27 protein-coding genes are annotated in these 23,465 nt (G+C 46.2%); 6 read left to right on the top strand and 21 right to left on the bottom strand.

Going from position 1 to position 23,465, the window contains the following annotated elements; translation table 11 throughout:
• The first annotated feature begins 111 nt into the window (after positions 1 to 111).
• Positions 112 to 603, top strand: coding sequence for a GNAT family N-acetyltransferase (locus tag NSQ37_RS02950; protein ID WP_089072492.1), 492 nt, complete (start codon positions 112 to 114; stop codon positions 601 to 603).
• On the top strand, positions 600 to 1,055 hold the full coding sequence (locus tag NSQ37_RS02955) for a DUF5362 family protein (RefSeq protein ID WP_341123195.1): 456 nt from the start codon (positions 600 to 602) through the stop codon (positions 1,053 to 1,055). The genes NSQ37_RS02950 and NSQ37_RS02955 overlap by 4 nt, the downstream gene beginning before the upstream one ends.
• Positions 1,056 to 1,086: 31 nt before the next feature.
• On the opposite strand, the gene NSQ37_RS02960 is transcribed toward NSQ37_RS02955, so the two are convergent.
• A complete protein-coding gene (locus tag NSQ37_RS02960; RefSeq protein WP_007614328.1) occupies positions 1,087 to 1,524 on the bottom strand; it encodes a DUF5392 family protein in 438 nt (145 codons plus the stop codon).
• A gap of 220 nt (positions 1,525 to 1,744) precedes the next feature.
• Between NSQ37_RS02960 and cls the strand changes: the two genes are divergently transcribed.
• The 3 genes from cls to xynA all read left to right on the top strand — a co-directional run bounded on the left by cls (position 1,745) and on the right by xynA (position 4,836).
• A complete protein-coding gene (gene cls / locus NSQ37_RS02965) occupies positions 1,745 to 3,193 on the top strand; it encodes a cardiolipin synthase (protein WP_012118648.1) in 1,449 nt (482 codons plus the stop codon).
• 136 nt (positions 3,194 to 3,329) lie between these two features.
• Complete coding sequence (locus NSQ37_RS02970; protein WP_007407576.1) at positions 3,330 to 3,716, top strand: DUF5362 family protein; 387 nt, start codon at positions 3,330 to 3,332, stop codon at positions 3,714 to 3,716.
• 478 nt (positions 3,717 to 4,194) lie between these two features.
• Positions 4,195 to 4,836: an endo-1,4-beta-xylanase XynA gene (xynA, locus tag NSQ37_RS02975; protein ID WP_020956463.1), complete on the top strand. Its 642-nt coding sequence runs from the start codon at positions 4,195 to 4,197 to the stop codon at positions 4,834 to 4,836.
• Between the two features lie 330 nt (positions 4,837 to 5,166).
• On the opposite strand, the gene NSQ37_RS02980 is transcribed toward xynA, so the two are convergent.
• The 16 genes from NSQ37_RS02980 to NSQ37_RS03055 all read right to left on the bottom strand — a co-directional run bounded on the left by NSQ37_RS02980 (position 5,167) and on the right by NSQ37_RS03055 (position 18,451).
• Entirely contained in the window at positions 5,167 to 5,571 is a 405-nt protein-coding gene (locus NSQ37_RS02980; RefSeq protein ID WP_003151203.1) for an Rrf2 family transcriptional regulator, read from the bottom strand.
• A gap of 141 nt (positions 5,572 to 5,712) precedes the next feature.
• The gene (gene ureC / locus NSQ37_RS02985; protein WP_032869481.1) at positions 5,713 to 7,422 is read right to left on the bottom strand and encodes an urease subunit alpha; all 1,710 of its coding nucleotides are present in this window, start codon (positions 7,420 to 7,422) and stop codon (positions 5,713 to 5,715) included.
• A complete protein-coding gene (gene ureB / locus NSQ37_RS02990; RefSeq protein WP_341123196.1) occupies positions 7,419 to 7,793 on the bottom strand; it encodes an urease subunit beta in 375 nt (124 codons plus the stop codon). Before ureB ends, ureC begins: the two co-directional genes overlap by 4 nt.
• Entirely contained in the window at positions 7,790 to 8,107 is a 318-nt protein-coding gene (ureA, locus tag NSQ37_RS02995; protein ID WP_007407581.1) for an urease subunit gamma, read from the bottom strand. The genes ureB and ureA overlap by 4 nt, the downstream gene beginning before the upstream one ends.
• Positions 8,108 to 8,460: 353 nt before the next feature.
• A complete protein-coding gene (locus NSQ37_RS03000) occupies positions 8,461 to 8,649 on the bottom strand; it encodes a CsbD family protein (RefSeq protein WP_012118653.1) in 189 nt (62 codons plus the stop codon).
• Positions 8,650 to 8,723: 74 nt separating this feature from the next.
• Positions 8,724 to 9,203, bottom strand: coding sequence for a hypothetical protein (locus NSQ37_RS03005; RefSeq protein ID WP_007407583.1), 480 nt, complete (start codon positions 9,201 to 9,203; stop codon positions 8,724 to 8,726).
• A 121-nt stretch (positions 9,204 to 9,324) separates the two neighbouring features.
• Positions 9,325 to 10,455 (bottom strand): response regulator aspartate phosphatase, encoded by a 1,131-nt coding sequence (locus NSQ37_RS03010; protein ID WP_007407584.1) that lies wholly within the window; start codon positions 10,453 to 10,455, stop codon positions 9,325 to 9,327.
• Positions 10,456 to 10,645: 190 nt separating this feature from the next.
• Positions 10,646 to 11,671, bottom strand: a complete 1,026-nt coding sequence (moaA, locus tag NSQ37_RS03015) for a GTP 3',8-cyclase MoaA (RefSeq protein WP_012118655.1) — start codon at positions 11,669 to 11,671, stop codon at positions 10,646 to 10,648.
• Positions 11,672 to 11,688: 17 nt separating this feature from the next.
• Positions 11,689 to 12,477, bottom strand: a complete 789-nt coding sequence (gene fdhD / locus NSQ37_RS03020; RefSeq protein ID WP_063094035.1) for a formate dehydrogenase accessory sulfurtransferase FdhD — start codon at positions 12,475 to 12,477, stop codon at positions 11,689 to 11,691.
• 94 nt (positions 12,478 to 12,571) lie between these two features.
• Positions 12,572 to 12,736, bottom strand: a complete 165-nt coding sequence (locus tag NSQ37_RS03025) for a hypothetical protein (protein ID WP_007407587.1) — start codon at positions 12,734 to 12,736, stop codon at positions 12,572 to 12,574.
• Between the two features lie 85 nt (positions 12,737 to 12,821).
• A complete protein-coding gene (locus tag NSQ37_RS03030) occupies positions 12,822 to 13,502 on the bottom strand; it encodes a VWA domain-containing protein (RefSeq protein ID WP_015240755.1) in 681 nt (226 codons plus the stop codon).
• 309 nt (positions 13,503 to 13,811) lie between these two features.
• A complete protein-coding gene (locus tag NSQ37_RS03035; protein WP_007407590.1) occupies positions 13,812 to 14,498 on the bottom strand; it encodes a VWA domain-containing protein in 687 nt (228 codons plus the stop codon).
• 265 nt (positions 14,499 to 14,763) lie between these two features.
• Positions 14,764 to 15,795 (bottom strand): stage II sporulation protein D, encoded by a 1,032-nt coding sequence (gene spoIID / locus NSQ37_RS03040; protein ID WP_085341575.1) that lies wholly within the window; start codon positions 15,793 to 15,795, stop codon positions 14,764 to 14,766.
• A 199-nt stretch (positions 15,796 to 15,994) separates the two neighbouring features.
• Positions 15,995 to 17,305, bottom strand: coding sequence for a UDP-N-acetylglucosamine 1-carboxyvinyltransferase (gene murA / locus NSQ37_RS03045; protein WP_052827950.1), 1,311 nt, complete (start codon positions 17,303 to 17,305; stop codon positions 15,995 to 15,997).
• Between the two features lie 33 nt (positions 17,306 to 17,338).
• Positions 17,339 to 18,079 carry a YwmB family TATA-box binding protein gene (locus NSQ37_RS03050; protein WP_007614364.1) on the bottom strand — a complete coding sequence of 247 codons (741 nt, stop codon included), beginning with the start codon at positions 18,077 to 18,079 and terminating at the stop codon, positions 17,339 to 17,341.
• Positions 18,080 to 18,220: 141 nt separating this feature from the next.
• Positions 18,221 to 18,451 carry a DUF1146 family protein gene (locus NSQ37_RS03055; RefSeq protein ID WP_007614366.1) on the bottom strand — a complete coding sequence of 77 codons (231 nt, stop codon included), beginning with the start codon at positions 18,449 to 18,451 and terminating at the stop codon, positions 18,221 to 18,223.
• A gap of 172 nt (positions 18,452 to 18,623) precedes the next feature.
• Between NSQ37_RS03055 and NSQ37_RS03060 the strand changes: the two genes are divergently transcribed.
• Positions 18,624 to 19,094: a hypothetical protein gene (locus tag NSQ37_RS03060; protein WP_007407595.1), complete on the top strand. Its 471-nt coding sequence runs from the start codon at positions 18,624 to 18,626 to the stop codon at positions 19,092 to 19,094.
• Between the two features lie 44 nt (positions 19,095 to 19,138).
• Here the strand turns inward: NSQ37_RS03060 and NSQ37_RS03065 are convergent, their stop codons facing one another.
• From NSQ37_RS03065 to atpA, 4 genes are all read right to left on the bottom strand, one after another.
• Positions 19,139 to 19,537, bottom strand: coding sequence for a F0F1 ATP synthase subunit epsilon (locus tag NSQ37_RS03065; protein WP_003151176.1), 399 nt, complete (start codon positions 19,535 to 19,537; stop codon positions 19,139 to 19,141).
• 23 nt (positions 19,538 to 19,560) lie between these two features.
• The gene (atpD, locus tag NSQ37_RS03070; RefSeq protein ID WP_003151173.1) at positions 19,561 to 20,982 is read right to left on the bottom strand and encodes a F0F1 ATP synthase subunit beta; all 1,422 of its coding nucleotides are present in this window, start codon (positions 20,980 to 20,982) and stop codon (positions 19,561 to 19,563) included.
• A 25-nt stretch (positions 20,983 to 21,007) separates the two neighbouring features.
• A complete protein-coding gene (gene atpG, locus NSQ37_RS03075; RefSeq protein ID WP_003151172.1) occupies positions 21,008 to 21,871 on the bottom strand; it encodes an ATP synthase F1 subunit gamma in 864 nt (287 codons plus the stop codon).
• A 75-nt stretch (positions 21,872 to 21,946) separates the two neighbouring features.
• On the bottom strand, positions 21,947 to 23,455 hold the full coding sequence (atpA, locus tag NSQ37_RS03080) for a F0F1 ATP synthase subunit alpha (protein WP_003151170.1): 1,509 nt from the start codon (positions 23,453 to 23,455) through the stop codon (positions 21,947 to 21,949).
• Between the last annotated feature and the right edge of the window lie 10 nt (positions 23,456 to 23,465).

Genomic DNA, 23,465 nt, shown 5'->3' on the forward strand with positions numbered 1-23,465 from the left:
ACACTTTTCTGAAAATATATACACATCCATAAAAAACTTTTTTGGAAATAGTATGTGCAGATTGCACTTGATTATGTAATAAAATGTGAAGGGAGATCCCGGAATATGAATTTGACCCTGCGCAAAGCCGTATTGGAGGATTTAGATGCGGTGGTGGCCATATACAACTCGACGATTGCCTCACGAATGGTAACGGCTGATACGGAAGAAGTGACGCCCGAAGACCGGATGGATTGGTTTTTGCGGCACACGGACCGGCGCCCGCTGATGGTCGCGGAAGATGAGACCGGCAAAGTGGCGGCCTGGATCAGCTTTGAAACGTTTTACGGCCGTCCGGCCTATGACAAAACGGCGGAGATCAGCATCTATCTGCATCAGGATTGCCGCGGCAAAGGAGCAGGAAGCTTTCTGCTGAAAGAAGCCCTGGCACTAGCTCCGGCAATCGGCATCCGCAGCCTGATGGCTTTTATCTTCGGACATAATGTGCCGAGCATTAAGCTGTTTGAAAAATTCGGTTTTACCGAATGGGGCGTATTCCCGGGTATCGCCGAAATGGACGGAAAACGATATGACTTGAACATTTTAGGGAGAGAACTGTCATGATCACCATCGATAAAGATAAAGACAAAGACGAAAACCAGCCGCTCAATAAAAAAGCCCGTTCCCTTGCCGACATCGCCAAATGGGGAAAGATCACCGCCGTGTTTCTGATCATCACGGGCTCTCTTTCCGCTCTGTCAGCCATTGTGACACTGCTCGGAGCCATTCCGGGGGTTCTGCTCATCATTTCCGGCGTCATGCTGATGCGCTCGGCAAAAGCGGCTGCCGCCCTTCAGGAAGGACTAGAAGAAAACGCGGAAGAAAATATGCTTGCACATTACGCGTCATTTATCAAAATGCAGTTTTTTTACGCGGCATCCAGTGTGGTATTGGGCATTCTCGCTTTTATTTCAGTCGTCATCTTCGCTGTCATCGGAATTATCGCTTATCACAGCACTGATACGTATGACACGCCTGATTCATATTACTATGAGAACGACCCGGTGTTTGAATGACAAAAAGAGCTGATCGCGCGTCAGCTCTTTTTTAATAAAGCATTTCTTTTTTCCGGTCTTCTTCCGTTAAAAATTCAATAAAGCTCTTCATCGCAGACGGCTCCTCGGCAATCAGCCGGGTATAGGCGCTTTTCCGTTCCTCGGACAGAATGTCGCTTTTTCTGATTCTGTTCAGCATATAAAGGCGGATCGTTTTTTGCACCTGTTTCCGCTGATAGCCGGCTTCCTTAAAAAACGCAAGACCCAGAGCCGCAAGGAGGGCAAAAATGCCGGCCGATACGAGAGCTCCTCTCCCGGAAGGGGCCTGAATCAAAAGCGATGCCAGATGAAACAGACTAAAAGCGGCGAGCGGGAAAGCAAGAAAACGGTAAATGATGCTTTTTTTCATCAGCGGCGCGATGGCGATTTGTATTTTCTGAATTTCTTTTTTTATGAATCCCGGCAATTGTTCCGCATGCTCCAGCTTCATGCCCTCTCCCCTTTGCTGTCATTTTTGTCTTCTTTTTCATTTATGCATATTTTACCGCACCCGGAACTTTCTTTGAAAGAAAACTGCATTCATCTTTGATTCCGGCTCTTTATTCTTTCAAAATGTCAATGTTATAATTTGAAATGGGAATCAGATTGCTGCACTTGTCGGAATACTAATGGGCACAGTCTTGATAAATATGATATAGCGGGGTTGCAAAGTGAGCATTTCATTTATTTTATTCGGATTTTTTTTCGTTTTAAATATACTTTTGGCCGTCATCATGATTTTCAAAGAAAGACGCGATGCCAGCGCTTCATGGGCTTGGCTCTTGGTTCTTTTTTTTATTCCCATTTTAGGGTTTATTTTATACCTGTTATTCGGCCATAACCTGAGACGCAAGCATCTGTTTCAGTGGGAAGACCGTAAAAAAATCGGGATTGAAAAGCTGCTGAAGTCTCAGCTGAAGGATCTGAAGTCGAGGCAATTCCAATTTAACAACAGGGCGACTGTGGATAATAAAGACCTCATCTATATGCTTGTCATGAACAACCACGCAGTCTTTACAGAGGATAATTCGGTGGAGATTTTGACGGACGGGCGCGATAAGTTCAAACGCTTAATGAAGGACATTTCCAACGCAAAAGATCATATTCACCTTCAATACTATATTTATAAAGGTGATGAACTGGGAAAAAAATTGCGCGATGCTTTAGTGAAAAAAGCACGGGAAGGCGTAAAAGTCAGAGTGTTATATGATGAACTCGGTTCAAGATCACTCAGAAAAAAATTCTTCAAACCGCTGCGGGACGCCGGCGGCCATGTGGAAGTCTTTTTTCCTTCCAGGCTTCGTCCGATTAATTTGCGGCTCAATTACCGGAATCACCGCAAGCTCGTCATCATTGACGGCGAAACCGGCTATGTCGGCGGCTTTAACGTCGGAGATGAATATCTCGGCCTGAATCCGAAATTCGGCTACTGGCGCGATACGCACCTCAGGCTTCAAGGCACGGCGGTACACGCCATTCAGACACGGTTTATCCTCGATTGGAACCAAGCCTCCCATCATCATACGCTCACATACGTTCCGAATCATTTTCCGGAATGCGAGCCGAAGGGCAACGTCGGGATGCAGATTGTCACGAGCGGACCGGACTCAGAATGGGAACAAATTAAAAACGGCTATATCAAGATGATCTCAACGGCCAAACGGTCGATCCTGATTCAGACGCCTTACTTTATTCCTGACTCAAGTCTTTTAGATGCCCTCAGGATCGCCTGTCTGTCAGGCATCGACGTCAAAATCATGATTCCGAACAAGCCGGATCACGCTTTCGTTTACTGGGCGACTTTATCTTACATCGGCGATCTTTTGAAAGCCGGAGCCTCAGTCTACATTTACGATAACGGCTTTATTCATGCAAAAACGATTGTCGTCGATGATGAGACGGCTTCAGTCGGTACGGCGAATATCGACGTCAGAAGCTTCAGACTTAATTTTGAAGTCAACGCCTTTATTTATGACGTCACCATTGCGAAAAAACTCATTTCCTCATTTAAAGAAGATCTGCTCGTCTCCAGAAAATATACGTATGAAGAATATCAGGAGCGTTCGCTGTGGATCCGCATTAAAGAATCGATTTCAAGACTTCTTTCGCCGATTTTGTAATTCCCGGGGTGTTTTCTCGGGAATTTTCTGATATAAAAACGGACACGGCATGAAAAAACACATTTTATATTCAAAAGAATGACCGAATAGTGTATAAATGAAAAGTGAGTATTTTTTTGTAAAGGAGTGCCATAGTTTGAAACCTGAATCAGTGAATCGTTCGCTTATTTCTATTTCGAAATGGGGAAAAGCGACAGGTATTTTATTTATTATCGTGGGTGCGTTTGCGGCGCTGTCGGGCGCGTTTTTCTTTTTAATCGGAGCCATTCCCGGCGTTCTGCAGATCATTGCCGGCATTTTTCTGATGCGCTCGGCAAATGAAGCGGGACAGATGGCGGAGCAGTTCAATGAACTGACAGAGGAACATATGCTGGAGAATTATGCAAAGTTCGTGAAAATGCAGGGGATCTACCTGATTGTGACGGTCGGCTTGTCCGTTCTCGGTATCGTTCTCTTCATTGTCCTCATGACGCTCGGCATCGTGGACGGCGTGTTTAATAATATTGATGCCAATACATATTAAAAAGGAAAATCCCGGCGCATCCGCCCGGGATTTTTTCTTATTCCGCTTCTTCAATAACGGTAAAGCGTTCGTTTTTGTGCTTCGGATTTGCCAATACGGCGATGGCATAATGGCGCAGCTGATGCAGCTGTCTGCAAATATTCTTTCAGACATTCCGGCTTCAGCTCAAAAAAGTTTATTCAAATAAAGCTTTTCCTCAGAGTTTCAACTGAAATCACTCAATTGTTCGACTGTTCCTGATCAGGTTTAGAAGCAAGAATTGTGATTCTGCAAAATAAGGATAAAGGCCCTGATGGAACAAGACCACTTATCATACAGTTTTTTGGGTCTTTGTAATTAAATTACAATTGTTCTTAATATTCACTCATGTATTCATGCTATTATATTGAAAGGAACGATCAAAAGCGTTGGCGTTCGTTAAATATTTACGAGTGCTGCCTCATGTCAAAGTCAGAAAAAATAGTATAGGAGGTAACATATGTTTAAGTTTAAAAAGAAATTCTTAGTTGGATTAACGGCAGCTTTCATGAGTATCAGCATGTTTTCGGCAACCGCCTCTGCAGCTGGTACAGATTACTGGCAAAATTGGACTGATGGGGGCGGAACAGTAAACGCAGTCAATGGATCTGGCGGGAATTACAGTGTTAATTGGTCTAATACCGGAAATTTCGTTGTTGGTAAAGGCTGGACTACAGGCTCGCCATTTAGAACAATAAACTATAATGCCGGAGTCTGGGCGCCGAATGGCAATGGATATTTGACTTTATATGGCTGGACGAGAGCACCTCTCATCGAATATTATGTAGTGGATTCATGGGGTACTTACAGACCTACCGGAACGTATAAAGGGACTGTAAACAGTGATGGAGGTACATATGACATATATACAACGACACGTTATAATGCACCTTCCATTGATGGCGATAACACTACTTTTACGCAGTACTGGAGTGTTCGCCAGTCGAAGAGACCGACCGGAAGCAACGCTGCAATCACTTTCAGCAATCATGTTAACGCATGGAAGAGCCATGGAATGAATCTGGGCAGTAATTGGGCTTATCAAGTCTTAGCGACAGAAGGATATAAAAGCAGCGGAAGTTCTAATGTAACAGTGTGGTAACAGCTCATCTTTAATTAGGGGCAGCTAACGGGCTGCTGATCGTTCCTAGAGAAATTTTATAATGATTGTTAAGAGGCGAACGGTTTTGGCATTGCTGGAGGCAGGATATCATTTTTTGTTTAACTTGCTCACAGCTGACACCTTCACATAAGTCTTAAGCAAAATAAAAATATCCCGGTAACCACCTCCTTTAGTTTCGGAGGATTCTTCATTAAACAGATCGCAATCCCGCATCCAGGCTTGTCTGAATATGGAGCCAAAACCGTGATTTCCTCATTATAACTTGTAACCATTTTTGTTACACCTATAGCGGCATGAACCCATCTCTTTTTAACAAAAGAGATGATTCATTACATCATAAAGGGACTTGCTCGCAAGTTCATTCTCCATTGCCCGCTGTACGCTTCCGAACGTCTCATCGAGCGCGCGCTGAATATTTTTGCCGACCGGACAGTCGGGGTTCGGATTGTCGTGAACCGCAAAAAGCTCTTCCTTATTCTGCACCGCCCTGTAAACCTCTAAGAGGGTGATCTCCGACGGATCTTTTTTCAGGCTGGCTCCCGGAACACCCGCTCGGGATGTCAGAATACCCGCTTTTTTCAGCTGGCTGATCGTTCTCCGCACGACGACGGGATTAGTGTTTACGCTGCCCGCAATCATATCCGATGACGCCCGTTCATCCGTTGAGATCAGCGATAGAATGTGAATGGCCACAGCAAGACGGCTGTTAATCATGTTTTTCACCACCGTTGTAACCGCAATAGTTACATTTCATTTGTTTGTCAACTACTAATATACACTAAAACGGGCGGCAGGATGAAATCAAGTTGACAATAGAGGTGTAAACAGGCCGGCGGGAAACCGGCCGAAGAGGGATTAAAATAAGAAATAACGCTGTCCGAGCGGAACATAGCTGACGGGCTGGCATGCCAGCTCTTCTCCGTCGGCGAACACCTGATAGGTTTTCGGATCGACTTGTATATTCGGCATCGCGTCATTCAGCTTCATGTCGAGCTTACTCAGCTTACGGATATTCCGTACGGGAGAAATCATTTTTTCAAGGCCGAGCTTTTCCGGCACACCGTTTGCGATACCGGCCTGGGACATAAATGTAATAGAGGTATTTCGGTTTGCTTTACCGTATGATGCGTACATCTGCCGCATAAACACGGGCTCAGGCGTCGGAATGGAAGCATTCGGATCTCCCATCTGGGCGCGGGCGATCATGCCGCCTTTGAGCACAAGTTCAGGTTTGACGCCGAAGAAAACCGGGTCCCATAGTACAAGGTCGGCGAGCTTTCCTTTTTCAACGGAACCGACTTCATGGCTCAGGCCGTGAGTGACGGCCGGGTTGATCGTGTATTTGGCGATATAGCGTTTGGCGCGCACATTGTCATTGCCGTTTTCTCCTGATAGAGCGCCGCGCTGTTTTTTCATTTTATCGGCCACCTGCCATGTCCGGATAATCACTTCTCCCACCCTGCCCATCGCCTGCGAGTCAGATGACGTCATGCTGATCGCGCCGATATCGTGCAGAATATCCTCCGCCGCAATGGTGGCCGCTCTGATGCGTGAATGACTGAACGCCACGTCTTCAGGCACTTTTGAATCTAAATGATGGCAGACCATCATCATATCAAGATGCTCGTCCATCGTGTTGACGGTATACGGGATCGTCGGCGTCGTAGAGGACGGCAGGATATTGGCGTAAGATGCGAGTTTCATAATATCCGGTGCGTGGCCTCCGCCGGCTCCCTCTATGTGATATGTATGGATAACCCGGTCGCCGATCGCATCAAGCGTATTTTCTAAAAAGCCCGCTTCATTTATCGTGTCTGTATGGATTGCCACCTGAATGTCCGCCTCATCCGCCGCTTCCATGCAAGCTTTAATGGCGCTTGGCGTTGATCCCCAATCTTCATGCAGCTTCAGGCCGATCGCGCCTGCTTCCACCTGCTCGATCAGCGGCGCTTTATCGGATGCATTCCCTTTTCCTAAGAAACCGACGTTGATCGGAAACTCCTCGGCCGCTTCCAGCATTCTCGACATGTACCATGCACCGGATGTACAAGTCGTCGCTTTACTTCCCGTCGCAGGACCCGTTCCGCCGCCGAGAAGCGTGGTCACGCCTGAAGAAAGCGCGACTCCCATCTGCTGCGGGCAGATAAAGTGGATATGCGTATCCACCCCGCCGGCCGTTACGATTTTCCCTTCGCCGGAAATAACTTCTGTTCCGGCACCGATAATCATGTGCGGGTCCACCCCATCCATAATATCAGGGTTGCCGCTTTTTCCGACGCCGACAATCCGGCCGTCCTTCACCCCGATATCCGCCTTGACGATTCCGGTATAATCCAGGATAACCGCGTTTGTAATGACCAGATCAAGCGCTCCGTCTTTCCCGGTGATACGCCCGTTCTGCCCCATGCCGTCCCGGATTGTTTTCCCTCCGCCGAAAATCATTTCTTCACCGTAATTCGTGAAATCTTTTTCGACTTCAATCCATAAATCCGTATCTCCGAGTCTGACTTTGTCTCCCGTTGTCGGTCCGAACAGTTCTGCGTATTGCTCACGTGACATTTTCATCGGATCGCCTCCTCCATCCATCCGGCTTTTTTAAGATTTGACAGAGTCTTCTCTTTTCCCCGCTCATCCATATACGTATCGGCCATGCCGTTCAGACCTCTGACCGTTTTTCGCCCTCCGATTTCCACGAGCGTAACGGTTTTCTCTTCTCCCGGTTCAAAACGGACAGATGTGCCTGACGGGATATCAAGGCGCATGCCGATTGCTTTGTCCCGATTGAAGGAAAGGGCGCCGTTGGCTTCGGCAAAATGAAAATGCGATCCTACCTGCACTGACCGTGTTCCGTTATTGGTGACTGACACCTCCAGCGTCTTCCGGCCTTCGTTAATGGTGATGATCCCCCTTGCGACTTGAATCGCTCCCGGCTTCATGACTTCACCTCCGCTTTGATCGGCTGATGAACGGTGACAAGCTTAACCCCGTCCGGGAACGTCGCTTCCACCTGAATGCTGTCCAGCATTTCCGGAACGCCTTCCATAACATCTTTTTCCGTCAATACATTGCGGCCGGATTCCATCAGCTCAGCAACGCTTTTTCCGTCTCTCGCGCCTTCCATCAGATAACAGGTCAAATATGCGGCGGCTTCGGGATAATTCAGCAGAACGCCGCGCGCCTTCCGCTGCTTAGCGAGCTCTCCCGCCGTAAAAATAAGCAATTTTTCTTGTTCAACCGGTGTCAGTTTCATCTGTATTCCCCCTTAGTGATAGTCAAACACAATCCGCATGGTCATACCGAAACGATGCAGGCGGCCGTCACCCCCTTCACCTCATGAAATGTTAAGTGATAAAAGTTATTCGACGGTGAACGGCCCGATTCCTTTTGCAGAAATTACCGATTTCTCATTTTTTTCTTCAACAAACGTTTAATCAAATGTGAAGAAAGGTTACATTCTATGTGAATATTATAAAGAAATCGCCGGGGAATTTATAGAATATTTAAAAATTTAGTGAATATTAACCAAATGAACTGGAATTTTTGTCATTTCTCATAACAAAAAGCCCAAAATATTTTGGGCTTTTGCTGTGTTTCACTATCAAATTAATCATCACTGAGTTTATCTTTCGTTTTGCCGACACCCTTTTGCAGGCTGCCTTTCGCTTTGTCTTTTTTACCTTCCGCTTTTAAGTCGGACTTGTTTGCCATGTCGCCTGCTTTGTCCTTTGCTTCCCCTTTCATTTTGTTCATGCCGCCTTTTACTTTGTCTTTTAAACCGTTATCTTGACTCATGATCTCTTCAGCTCCTTTTTTGTTCTGTGTACTTGTTTTCTTCCCTTTCAGCCTGATAGCAAACATGTAAACTCTCAATTATTGATTTCACAGCGTTCCCCGTAGCGGAGCACTTTGTAAACAGCCAATCCGTCTGACAGCTTATTATCCCCGTATTGCACCGGCAGAAGCGCAAAGAAAACATAATAAGTTGAAAAATAGACAAATTGGTAAAAAAATAAGTTTGGCTCGAGGACATCTTTTATGATCAGCAGATTTATTAAAAAGATAGAAGCGAGATTAAACAGACAGCCTCCGGAATAGACGAGCGCGCTCGTCAGACGGTTATCTATCCGCAATTCGCCGAACTTGCAGAAAGAATCTATGAAGTAGATACGCCGAACCTGAATCGGCCCTACTTTTAAAAGACGTTTCCCCATTCCGATATCCAATGATGCCTTGCCTCCGAACAGCATGGCCATAAAGCTGTGTCCCGACACATGGATGACAGACACCATCGGCAGAATGATGAGAAATGATACGAAAAACTTTATCATATCATTGAATCCGAACAACAAATCCCTCCTTCCCATCATACTTTTTTCTCTCTTTTGCGATTTTTCCGTTTTTTTCTATGGTCAAACGTTATAATGTGCATAAAAAAATAACCATCTGCTGATCAGATGGTTAAGAAAATTATATATCGTATAAACATTGTTCTTTTTGAATGTTTTCTCTCATGCGAATCGCTTTTTCATAAAAATACGCCGCTTCTTTATATTGCTCATGTGCGCTTGTGTAAACGGCGGCCTCCAAGGCGAAATCTTCAATATACACATACAGCGATTTTTCATTCATATAGTCAAACACTTCATGGATTAAATCCATATTGAGTGACTCCAAATAAAGCGCTTGTAAAAACTTATACTTCTCTAAACTGAATCGATCGCCCCGTTCTTTCGCGATCATGACCCCTCTTTCATAATAGGTAAGGGCCGCTTGGTCATCATGCAGCCTGAAAAGGGTGTGCGTTAAGCTGAACAGCGCCTTCGGAAGCTGTTCAAGCTGATGCTCTTCAAAAACGGGAACCGCTTTTCTAAAGTACCGGGCCGCTTCATCCAGATCTCGCTTTTCAGAATAACAATTCCCCAGATTGTAAAGCGAAGACCCGATCAGGCGGGGCTGTCCTTCAAGCAAAGAAAGGCGGAGGGCTTCGTCTAAATGCTCAAGCGCTTTGTCGTAGTTTTTGCAGTCGATGTAGTTTCCTGAGATGACGAAATGGCATTGAATTCTCCGCACTCTGTAGAAATCGTGTTTCATATACGTATCCAGCGCCTGAATCCCGTGATTCATGGAAAAATGAGTCTGCTTCATGACATAAAACACTTCAGACATCTTGAAATGGAATTCCGCCCTCTCTATATCATCCTCGACAAATGAAAGGAGTTTTTCCGCTTTCCGGTAAAAAGAAATAGCCGCAACATAGTTATTGTGATCGAATTCATACATCCCTCTGAACAAATGGAAATAATACTCAGACAGTCCCGATATGCTGTCCGTGCTTTCGATCGTCTTTTGCAGCTCGCTGTACTGAATCTGTGATTGTTCGGTGCATTCCGGCTTGACGTAATCAAGCATAATATGATGGCGGTAGCTGATCAGCTGATAATATAACAGCAGCAGCTGGTCTTCCTCCATACGTTGTATATCCTCATCAATTTCCTCTTTCAGCTTTATGGCATCAGCCGCTTGAAACGCTAAAATGTGCTTGTACCATTTGTTGATCTTGACTCCAACTTGAGATGACGGAATCTCGTATGCGGTCATGCCCCTTTCACAACCTTTTCTAATTTCTATTGGTTATATTTTAACATATTGTATGGCTTTGGAATTGCATAACTTGATTGTCCTGCATCAAAATTCCTATCATATATTTCGGCTGTCATCGGTATTTTTTGAACAGACCGCTCTCATATTGTGAATAAAAAAGCCTGCCCTTGTCCGGGCAAGCTTTTCTTCATCCGCCTATATAAGACATTTCCACTTTCTTTTTTCCATCCGTTTTAGAAAGCGCGCGGTCAATTGAATACTGATCCGTGCGATTTCTCCAGACAGAAGCGATGGATTCCGTCAATTCATCATCGGTCAGACCGCCGCGCACGAGTTTCCGAACATCATAGCCGCTTGACGCAAACAGGCACGTAAACAGCTCGCCTCTCGCCGACAGGCGCGCTCTGTTGCAGGAGGCGCAGAATGCATCCGAGACGGAGGAAATCACGCCGATTTCGCCGGAACCGTCAAGATAGCGGAACCTGGAAGCGACCTCTCCTTTATAATTCGCTTCTATCGGCTCCGTCGGCATGTGCTGGTTGATCAGATCAATAATCTCTGCCTTCGTGATCACGTCTTTTTTATTCCATTGATTCGTATTGCCTACATCCATAAATTCAATAAACCGGAGAATATGACCCTTTTCTTTAAAATAGCGGGCCATCGGCAGGATATCTTTTTCATTGACGCCCTTTTGAACAACCATATTGATTTTCACACCGAGTCCGGCCGCTTTTGCCGCCTCAATGCCCTCAAGCACCTTGTTCACCGAAACCCCGCGGCCGTTAATGGCCTTAAACCGCTCATCCTCTAAAGAATCGAGGCTGACTGTCACGCGATGCAGCCCCGCCTGCTTCAGTTTTTCCGCATACACGGGAAGCAGAGAGCCGTTTGTCGTCATCGCGATATCTTTAAGTCCGGGGATGCGCGCAAGTTTTTTGATCAATTCAGGCATATCTTTTCTCATGAGCGGCTCTCCGCCCGTCAGCCTGATTTTTTCAACGCCGAAGCGGCCGACAAACAGCTTCGCAAGCCGCTCAAGCTCCTCGAAGGAGAGCAATTCCGTCTTTTGTAAAAATGGATAATCCGGTCCGAATAATTCGGCTGGCATACAGTACGTGCATCTGAAGTTGCAGCGGTCGGTTACAGAGATACGAAGATCCCTGAGCGGCCTTTCCCTTTTGTCTGTCACCCGGCGCGTTTCTGTATTCATAAGCCCAAGACCCCTTTCTATTGTTCAACCCGTTCAGGATGTGTGTATACGTTAAATGATCCGTTTCTGACAAAACCTATCGCGGTTATGTTCAGCTCTTCCGCCATTTGCAGCGCGAGCTCCGTCGGCGCCGATTTTGAAATGACAATCGACACGCCGATTTTTGCGGCTTTTAATAAAACCTCTGAGGAAATCCGGCCGCTGAAGACGATCAGCTTGTCACGGACCGGCATTCCGTTTTTCAAACAGCAGCCGTACAGCTTATCCAGCGCGTTGTGGCGCCCGATATCCGTCCTCATAAAGAGCAGCTTTTCCGTATCGCACAGCGCCGCATTATGGACGCCGCCCGTTTCCCGGAAGGTGCCGCTTCCTCTTTGCATCTCCTTCATCAGGCGAAGACACGTCTCAGGAGTTATAGTGATACGGCTGACGGCGGTTTTGGCCGTTTTCACATCCTGCTGAAAGTAAAAATGGCGGCCTTTCCCGCAGCATGAACCGATGACCCTCTTCGTATAGTCTTTTTGCTCAAGCACTCCGGGATTCGTCAGTTCAACATATGCAAACCCGAGACTTTCATCTATAGTAAAGCTTTTGATTTCTTTTTCAAAACGAATGACGCCTTCTGATGCGAGAAATCCGATGACGAGTTCCTCTAAATGGTCAGGCGTGCAGACGAGCGTAACAAATTCCTGCCCGTTCACCATGACGGTCAGCGGATACTCTGAAACCATCCGATCTGCCGTCTTTGTTAATACCCCTTTTTCATAGCGGTATATGTCTCTTACCGCTGTTGTTTTTTCATCCACTGTTTTCCCCTCCGCAGTATCCTTCTCTTTTATTCTTCCACAATCCCTGTATTTTGTCGAATTTGCGGTTTAAAAAAAGAGCCCTCTTAGGACTCTATGTTTCATTGCGATGATGTCTGCTCAGAATGGTGAATAAAATAACTGCGGCGATAATGGCCAATATACTGACGAATATGAAGGCGGCAAGCTTCAGAAAAATTCCCATCAGAACAAAAACGACTGCCGCCAGCACTAATATAATGCCTGCTCCTTTTAACAACAGCGTTCATCTCCTTTTATCCGTATCATTCCCGCGGTTCCGTTTTCTAAACAAAAAAGACGCCGCGCGGGCGTCCTTTTTTAACCTATTCTTTTGCTAAATCCTTTGCAGCGTCTTCCCAAGCCTGTTTGAACTCGTCCGCGCTGTCAGCTGAGACATATGTGCCGCCTCCCGCTTCCGCCGCTTTTTCAAGGCTTTCGCTTCCTTTCATGCCGAAGTTGAAGCCGATGATATTGACGATCGTGTTGACGTTCGCTTTACGGAGCTTTTGAATTTCGGCCTGAGGATTACCGCCGCATGTTTCTTCACCGTCTGTGATCAGATATACGACGTTTTTCCCCGCGGCGCCGGCCCGCTCAAATTCTTCACGCGTATCAGAGAGCGCTTTCGCTATCGGTGTCCAGCCGGTCGGTTTAATCTTGCTGAGTGATTGCTCAAATGGAGTCACGGCGTACGGCTGAAGGCCGTATAACGTTTCTGTCGCATTACATGATACGGCTTTGCCTGAGTTTTTATTATTGCCCTTATGCCCGAATACCCGAAGCATCAGATTCGTGTCTTCAGGAAGAACTTCCGCAAAAGAAGTGACAGACTCTTTCGCGACATCTATTTTACGCTCTCCCCCTGTTTTTTGTATCATGCTTCCGCTTGCGTCAAACAGCACGGCAACGTTTGTTTCTTCGTGCTTTTTCTCAGCTGCAAAAACAGGTGATCCGAGTGAAAGCGTCAAAAGACCGACAATCCCCGCAGTGAACATTTTTTTCATTTCCTTCATTCCTCTCCGTTTGTTTTTGGCCGATGGGCCCCCGGCTCTTCTCTATGCTAGATGACGAGTATGCAAAAAGATATAGGGCGGGATTCCTTTTGTATAAGCGGCGGTACGCCGTTAAAAATGAACAGAATTATGCGCATCATCCTAAAAAGATTGGATAAATGATGACAGATTTAATGCCTTTTTCGCCCTTTTTGTAATATAAGTCCGGAATCTGATTCTTTTTACAGTTTTCTCTTCATCTTTTCTTGAAATTTTTGTTAAATAAAAATAAAAAAAAGGGCCGATAAACGGCACCTTTTCTTATTCCGCTAATGAACTCGCTGCCATTGTAAAGATGCGGTTCATATCCTTTTGGCTGTGAGCTTCGTAATATTTTCCTCCGCCCGCTTTGGCAATCTCGTGAAGCTGGCCGTTGAAGCCTTCCTTAAAGTCAAAGCCGATCACGTTGACTTTAATATGCTGTTTACGAAGTTCTTTCGCTGTCTTAACAGGATCTCCTCCGCATGTCTCCTCGCCGTCCGTCAACAGGAAAACGGATTTACTGCCAAGTTTGTGCAAACCGGTAAAGGAAGCCTTCGCATCCTCTAATGCTTTTGCAATCGGTGTCCAGCCCGTAGGCCCGATTCCGTTAAGAGAGTTAAGGAAGCTCTGTCTGTCAAACCTTTGGAATCCGTACACACCGCGAATGGATTCACAAGATTGAACCTTTCCGGAGTTTTTATTATTGCCTTCCGAACCGAAAACCGTCATTCTGACCTGTGATTTAGATTTAATTTGATCCGCAAAACGGACAATTTCTTCTTTTGCCATGTTGTATTTAGAAACACCGTCAATCCGTTTTGCCATACTGCCGCTCGCATCAAGTAAAATGGCGGTATTGTTTTTAAATGAAAGAGTCTTCTCGTTTGCATTCTCGGCAGCAAAAGCAGGAGATGCAGCAGTCAGCATCAATCCGAGCATGAGTATGAGTGAAAATGTTTTTTTCATTGCTTTTTCCCCTTTTCAATAGATTTACGTTCAACGCCGAACAATATTTATCGTAAATGAGATGAAAAGGGAAATAAATAGGACGGCGTTCCTCATTATTTTTGCGTATATTCACATAGAAGCGGCATTTTTATCAGTGATTTACACCCGGCGCTCAGCCTTCAATCGACATTTGTCAGCCTTTAGGCTTTCGTTATATGAGTCTGTTGGTTGCTTTACCGTTTATGGAATAGTTTTCAAAAAAAACAGACGCTCATGAAAGCGTCTATTTTTTCGCCATATATTTGTTTAAAAATGAATCTGCTTCGGAAATGTCTACTCCCTGATAATAATGCTTGACGATGTCCGCCACTGATTTTCCCTGCTCCGCCATGTAATTGGCCCCGTACTGGCTCATGCCGACGCCGTGGCCGAATCCTTTTGTCGTAATGGTGATGCTGCCGCCGTTTCGTTTCCATTCAAAGTCGGCAGAACGGAGTCCGAGTTTTTCCCGGATGTCTCTTCCCTTCAGCTTTTTGCCGTTGATGACGGCCGTTGCCACTTGATGGCCCGGCGTTCTGGCTGTAATCTGTCCCACCGTGTTTTGTCCCGAGAGCTGTACGCCGAGCTTTTGCTGAAACTCCGGCACACTGAAGGTCTGGGTGGCAAGATATTTCGGCGATTGCTTATCCCACGGACTTTTCACGCTTTTTAAATAAGGAATGGCGCTTGTCCAATAGGCTTCCGCATTTTCCGTATACCCGTTGCTCGTAGAGAAGAAAGATGCCTCAATCGGCTTGTTATCGTACGTTAAAATCTTTCCTTGCGTGCCGGCCACCGCGTTTGTGATTTTCTTGAGGTTGTGTGCGTACTTAGAACCCCATTCTTTTTTCAGCTGGCTTTTGCTTTGATAGACTTGGAACATTTGCGTATCATCCACCAGTGATCCTTTCGGCGCCTGAACGGCTGAGTCAGCGACCATCAGTCTGACGATGAATGTACGGGCGGCGAGCGCCTGGGCTTTTAAGGCCTCCGGTTTAAAGTTTGCGGGCATTTCGGAAGCCACGACACCGATCACGTACTCTTCAAGCGGAATATTTTCTACAGAATGATTGGATGTCCGATAAACCGGAATGGATACAGGTGATTCTTTCAATGTTACTGCTCCTTTTGTTTCTCGTGTGGTGTGTGCTGTTTTGTGTCCGGGCTCTCTGTTTACGGCTGCTCCTTTTTCTGCCTGAAACGGAAGGACGAGAATGGTGGGGACTAGAAGAATAAGTATACACAGCCCGGATAGTAGAAATACAATCGGTTTCATATATCAGCTGCCTCCTGCTTGGGATTCGACTCTACTTCATCTTATGGGCAGGGACAAGCTAATATGACTTCCTTTTGGACAGAATCTTTATTCCATTTTTCACGCGAAAAACGTATTCTTTTTTGGAAATCAGAGCATAATAATGATGATAAACCATAAAAAAACAGTATGCCAGATTGACATACTGTTTTTACAGCCATTATGCGTTTAGGTCAGTTACGACTTCTTTGTTTTCTTGTTCAGCGGCCGTTTCATCAACGACACGCTCGATGTCAGCGCCGAGAGCCGCAAGTTTTTGATGGAAATTCACATAACCGCGATCCAAGTGCTTCAGTTCCGTGACGCGTGTATGACCTTCAGCCACTAATCCCGCAAGAATCAGCGCCGCGCCCGCACGCAGGTCCGTAGCGGCAACTTCTGCGCCTTGCAGCTGTACAGGACCGTTAATGATCACAGAACGTCCTTCAATTTTAATGTCGCCATTCATCCGGCGGAATTCTTCAGCATGCATAAAACGGTTTTCAAACACAGTTTCAGTAATCATGCTTGTTCCGCTCGCACGGAGAAGCAGCGCCATCATTTGCGACTGCATATCAGTCGGGAATCCTGGGTGAGGCATCGTTTTAATGTCGATCGGCTTCAGCTGGGCAGGACCGATGACACGAAGGCCTTCTCCTTCATCCGTAATTTTGACTCCCATTTCTTCCATCTTCGCAATTAAAGACGTAAGATGCTCTGGAACCGCACCTTTGACTAATACATTTCCTTCCGTGATCGCCGCAGCCACCATGAAAGTACCCGCTTCAATACGGTCAGGAATGATGTTGTGTCTTACGCCGTGAAGCTTCTCGACACCTTCAATTTTAATGGTGCCTGTGCCGGCTCCGCGGATTTTTCCGCCCATCGCATTGATATAGTTCGCTAAGTCAACGATTTCAGGCTCTTTTGCCACGTTTTCAAGCGTTGTTGTTCCTTCAGCTAAAGCAGCTGCCATAATCAAGTTTTCTGTCGCACCCACACTTGGGAAATCTAAATAGATTTTTGCGCCCTGCAGACGGCCTTCCACTTCTGCTTCAATAAAGCCGTTGCCTACTTTGATTTTTGCACCCATTGCTTCAAAGCCTTTTAAATGCTGATCAATCGGTCTTGAGCCGATTGCGCAGCCGCCCGGAAGCGCTACTCTTGAATGACCCGTACGGGCTAACAGAGGGCCCATAACAAGCACTGACGCGCGCATTTTGCGCACATATTCAAAAGGTGCTTCTGTTTCTAAAGCGTAAGAAGCGTTTACGGTAACTTCATTATTCTCAAAATGCACATCTGCTCCTAAATGACGCAACACTTCATTAATTGTATATACATCGGAGAGCGTAGGTACATCACATATTACGCTTTTTTCTTCACTTGCTAATAAAGATGCAGCGATAACTGGTAAAACGGCATTTTTTGCTCCTTCAACTTTCACTGTGCCGTTTAACTTCTGACCGCCGCGGACGATGATTTTTTCCAAGGTATTCCCCTCCGCGTCCCTATATTCTCTATATTAATATTCAGTCGTCACGATTGGTGTGCCAACCGTAACGGTATGTTTTTCGCCCATTCCCGCACTTCTAAGCGCAACTTGCACATTCATCTTATGTTTCGATGTCATGATGTAATCTGTCCACTTATATGTAAATGCAGAAACAGAAACGAAATGAGGCTCAACTACATGTTCAACTGGACTTGCTTCAAATTCTTTCATGAGCTGTTCTGCTTTTTTTTGCAAAACAATACTCATATTATCATTTAAATGACCCTTTAGACAAGTAAAAATAAATACTTTATTTTGAAATATGTCATGTGCCTGCCGTTCAAACTGTTCATATGTATCATTCCAGTTTTCCGGTTGCTCCGGGCTCATTTGCTCATATAATAAATACGAAGTTGGGTTCTGGTTTTTGAGGGTAGTGACGAGCTGCAGTTTAAAAGTTGTGTGATTTTTTTTGTCAGAATACGTGCCGACGGCCTTTACGATTTTATCTTCCCGCGCGGATTCCCAATGATATTGCGGATACTGCGTCTTCAGTTCTTTTACCTTGTCATCAAATTCACTCAGTGACAGGTTCAGATTTTTTTTCGCATGAAGCGTCCATTCATCTACAGTGACCTGTTGCCGCTCCATTCCTTCGGCAATCTGGGCAAGCGGAGACAGCTCACTTGCATGAATGGAATGAAATACCGCTATTAAGGCGCTTAAAAAAACAAAAAATAAGATGATGCGGCCTGCTCTTTTTTTCTTCATATCGATCTCTCCCCCTTACTCCCATTTTTGCCGGAGCCGGGGAAAGCAATACATGGAAAACTTCGTCAAAACTCGCCAAGCGGGTGAAGAAAAATTGGTTTCTCACCCAGCGATTCCCTTCATTTCAACAGACGAAACATCTTAAAATAAGTATGGAAGCTGTTTCGAATAGGTAAGATAATCTAAAAAGAAGTCAGCGACTGCCGTACCGATCGCAATGGTAAGAAGAATGATCAGCAGCCTCGCCTGCACTATTTTTCCTTTTCGGATCAGCGGATCAAAGTTGACGGCCTGAAGCGCCCACCATGTCACCGCAATGCATACTAGGTGAACCAGGATGCTGATTGCGGCCTGCTGCCCCAATACATTCACAAATTCCATCTCCTTTCATTTTTTCCGCCCCTCATATCCTCTCTTATTATATAAGAAGAAGAGAGAAAGATGATCATTTTTACATCAGAATTTTTATCCAAAATTAGGGGCAATCCCCGCTTAAATGTCCGTTCTCCGGCATGATATACTTTTTTGGAAAGGAGATGGGAATATGAATCATTCCTTTTTTCATCCGGAAAAGCAGTATGGAGAAACACTTCCCGTATTTGACCACGAGTGGGAAGCGATAGCATTCTACTATGATTATAGACAGTCTCAAACAGAGGAACTGAAAGAATTATGTCAGTTTTTCAACATTTCTCTTGATTATTCACGCGGCAGCCTGCTGGAAGTGGAAGCTCTTTACTTCCGCAGCATACAAGAGCTGCTTTTGGCGGATTGGAACCTGCCGATTGACGAATTTGAGAAAATGCTCAGTGTGTATGTCATCGATTGCGCCATCAGACACCATGACGATGCCGAATGGGTCGTCAAACCTTATCCGTATACGGACGGCGCCTATACGACGGGTGTGCGGAGAGGAAACAAAACGTGGCACACCGACAACTGCTGCGAACATTTATATCTGCAAAAAGAAGAGGATCATCCGCTTATCGGCGTCTATGAATCTCTTATGCGTTAATATAGAAAAAGAATCCTTCTCAGACAGCCGAGAAGGATTCTTTTTTAGTTTCCTGCAACATCCAATCTGTTTACAGCCCGCTGTAGCGCAAGCTCAGCCCGACGAATGTCAGTATCATCTGATCGTTTGTTCAAACGGTCTTCCGCCCGCTTTTTCGCAGCAAGGGCGCGCTCTTTATCAATGCTTTCCGCTGTTTCAGCGGCTTGTGCAAGGATAGTGACCTGATCAGGACGGACTTCTAAAAATCCGCCGCTGACAGCCGCCAATTCGGTCTGTCCGTCTTTTTTAAGGCGGACAGCGCCGATTTTAAGCGGAGCCACGGTCGGAATATGGCCAGGCAAGATACCGAGATCACCGCTCTCGGCTCTTACACTTACCATTTCAATATCAGCATCATATACTGGGCCGTCGGGAGTAACGATATTGACTTTAACGGTCTTCATGCTTTTACCCTCCTAGGACCAGATTAAACTTCTACACCCATCTCTTTTGCATTCTCAATGACTTCTTCAATGCGTCCCACAAGACGGAATGCATCTTCCGGAAGATGGTCATATTTACCGGAAAGGATTTCTTTAAAGCCTCGTACCGTTTCTTTAACAGGCACGTAAGAACCCTTTTGTCCCGTAAACTGCTCAGCTACGTGGAAGTTTTGAGAAAGGAAGAACTGGATACGGCGTGCGCGGTGAACGACAAGCTTGTCTTCTTCACCTAATTCGTCCATACCGAGAATCGCGATAATATCCTGAAGTTCTTTGTAACGCTGAAGCGTTGACTGGACTTCACGCGCCACCGCATAATGCTCTTCTCCGACAATTTCCGGAGCAAGCGCGCGGGAAGTGGAAGCCAGCGGATCAACCGCAGGGTAGATACCCATTTCAGTTAATTTACGCTCAAGGTTAGTCGTCGCATCCAAGTGAGCGAACGTTGTCGCCGGAGCCGGGTCAGTATAGTCATCGGCAGGCACGTAGATCGCCTGGATAGATGTAACTGAACCAACGTTTGTAGACGTAATACGCTCTTGAAGCTGACCCATTTCTGTCGCAAGCGTCGGCTGATAACCAACCGCAGAAGGCATACGGCCGAGAAGCGCGGAAACCTCTGAACCCGCTTGTGTGAAACGGAAAATGTTATCGATAAAGAACAGTACGTCCTGTCCTTGTTTATCACGGAAATGCTCAGCCATTGTAAGCCCCGTCAGTGCTACACGCATACGTGCGCCCGGCGGCTCGTTCATTTGTCCGAAGACCATGGCTGTTTTCTTGATAACGCCTGAATCGCTCATTTCGTAGAAAAGGTCGTTCCCTTCACGAGTACGCTCTCCTACACCGGCGAATACGGAAATACCGCCGTGCTCTTGCGCGATGTTGTTGATTAATTCCTGGATTAATACGGTTTTACCTACGCCGGCGCCGCCGAACAATCCGATTTTACCGCCCTTGATGTAAGGAGCGAGCAGGTCAACAACCTTAATTCCCGTTTCAAGAATTTCAACCTCAGTTGAAAGCTCATCGAATGAAGGAGCTGATCTGTGGATCGGGTCCTTTTGAGCATCCGCAGGCAGCGGTTCATTTAAATCAATTTTATCTCCCAGTACGTTAAATACGCGTCCGAGAGTCACATCACCGACAGGAACGGAAATCGGCGCACCTGTATCAACAGCTTCCATTCCGCGCTGAATTCCGTCCGTTGATGCCATGGCAATTGTACGGACTGTATCATCGCCTAAATGAAGAGCAACCTCTAGCGTTAGGTCGATGCCTACTTCATTTTCGCCTGTAGCTGGCTGTGAAACTTTAATCGCATTATAAATCGCAGGCAAGTGGCCGTCCTCGAAACGTACGTCGACAACCGGTCCAAGCACCTGACTTACGCGTCCTTTCTTCATCGCTATCCCTCCTGACAAAATCTTTCTATTCTAAAGCGGCTGCACCGCCGACAATTTCGGTAATTTCTTGTGTAATCGCCGCTTGACGCGCGCGGTTATATGAAAGCGAAAGTGAATCAATGAGTTCTTTCGCATTATCAGTCGCATTTTTCATTGCTGTCATTCTCGCAGCGTGTTCACTTGCTTTACTGTCAAGAAGCGCGCCGTAAATTAAGCTTTCCGCATATTGAGGAAGCAGCACTTCGAGCACCTCTTCTTCATCCGGTTCGAACTCGTAAGAAGCCGTGCGCTTCCCGCCGCTCGTTCCGAAATCCGTTAAAGGCAGCACTTTTTTCTCCGTCACTTCCTGTGAAATCGCACTGACGAAATGGTTATACACCAAATGCAGTTCATCAAAAGCGCCGTCGATAAACATTTGAACCGTCTGACGGGTCAAATCTTTAATCTGAGCAAAAGTGACCTCGTCGCCAAGCCCCACTAACTCAGACAAAATCGGCATTTCCCGTTTTTTGAAGAAATCGCGGCCGACTCTGCCGATTGCAATCACCGTGTATTCATCTTTAGACTGATGGCGTTCTTGAATGGTGCGGTAAGCGTTTCGCAAAACCGAACTGTTAAACGCACCCGCAAGCCCGCGGTCAGACGTAATGACGAGATACGCCGTCTTTTTCACTTCTCTTGAGACAAGCATCGGGTGTTTCGCGTTTTTCGCGCCTTTTCCGACGTTAAACACAACCTCCTGGATCTTATCCATATACGGAGCAAATGACTTCGCGTTGGTTTCCGCACGGTTCAGCTTCGCAGCGGATACCATCTGCATGGCTTTTGTAATCTGGCTTGTTTTTTTCGTTGACGTGATCCTTGACTTAATATCGCGTAATGAGGCCAAAGATTTCACCACCTTTATTCTTCATTTGCGTAAAAAGAGAGAAAAAGAGAACCTTTTTCTCTCATCTTCTAAGGGTTAGTTGCTTGGTGCAAATGTGCGTTTGAAGCCTTCGATTGCAGCTTTGAAGTCTTCATCAGCAGGAAGGTTTCCTGTTTTCGCAATGCCGTCAAGCAGATCTTTATGGTTTTGATCAAGGTACATGTAGTACTCTTCTTCAAAACGTCTGATATCCGCAACCGGAATATCATCAAGATATCCTTTTGTCAGCGCATAAAGAATGGCTACCTGTTTTTCAACCGGAAGCGGTTTATTCAAGTCTTGCTTCAGCACTTCAACTGTACGCGCACCGCGGTTCAGTTTCGCCTGAGTCGCCTGGTCAAGATCAGATCCGAATTGGGCGAACGCTTCAAGTTCACGGTATGAAGCCAGGTCAAGACGCAATGTTCCCGCTACCTTTTTCATCGCTTTGATTTGGGCTGATCCGCCGACACGGGATACGGATAATCCGGCATTGATCGCAGGACGCACGCCTGAGAAGAATAGGTCGGATTGAAGGAAAATCTGTCCGTCAGTAATGGAAATGACGTTTGTCGGGATATAAGCGGAGATATCTCCTGCTTGTGTTTCGACGAACGGCAGCGCCGTAATTGATCCTGCGCCTTTTGCGTCACTCAGCTTAGCTGCGCGCTCAAGCAGACGGGAGTGAAGATAGAATACATCCCCAGGGAATGCTTCACGGCCCGGCGGACGGCGAAGAAGCAATGACAGCTCACGGTAAGCGGCCGCTTGTTTGGATAAATCATCATATACGACGAGAACGTGCTTGCCGTTGTACATGAATTCTTCACCCATTGTCACCCCTGCATACGGTGCAAGGTACAGAAGCGGAGCCGGCTGTGAAGCGGACGCTGTCACGACAATCGTGTAATCAAGCGCGCCATGCTTACGAAGTGTTTCCACTACGCCGCGCACTGTAGATTCTTTTTGACCGATCGCTACGTACACACAGATCATGTCTTGATCTTTTTGGTTTAAGATTGTATCAATCGCAACAGATGTTTTACCTGTCTGACGGTCACCGATAATCAGCTCACGCTGTCCGCGGCCGATCGGAATTAACGCGTCGATCGCTTTGATACCCGTTTGCAGCGGCTCATGTACCGATTTACGGTCCATTACGCCTGGAGCCTGGCTTTCGATCGGACGTGTTTTGCTTGTCAGAATCGGACCCAGTCCGTCTACCGGCTGTCCGAGCGGGTTGACGATACGTCCGATTAATTCTTCACCTACAGGAACTTCCATGATGCGGCCCGTTCTTTTGACCTCATCACCTTCACGGATATCTCTGTAAGGTCCTAAGATAACGATACCTACGTTGGATTCTTCAAGGTTTTGAGCCATACCCAAAACGCCGTTTGAAAACTCAACAAGTTCACCGGCCATACAATTGTCAAGGCCGTGCACACGCGCAATACCGTCTCCGACTTGGATGACTGTACCTACGTCATGAACTTCAATTTCAGATTGGTAATTTTGAATTTGCTGCTTTATCAGCGTGCTAATCTCTTCAGCTTTGATGCTCACTTAGGTTTCA

Origin of the sequence: Bacillus sp. FSL P4-0334 (assembly GCF_038004825.1) — a bacterium.
GTDB classification, from domain to species: Bacteria; Bacillota; Bacilli; order Bacillales; family Bacillaceae; genus Bacillus; species Bacillus velezensis.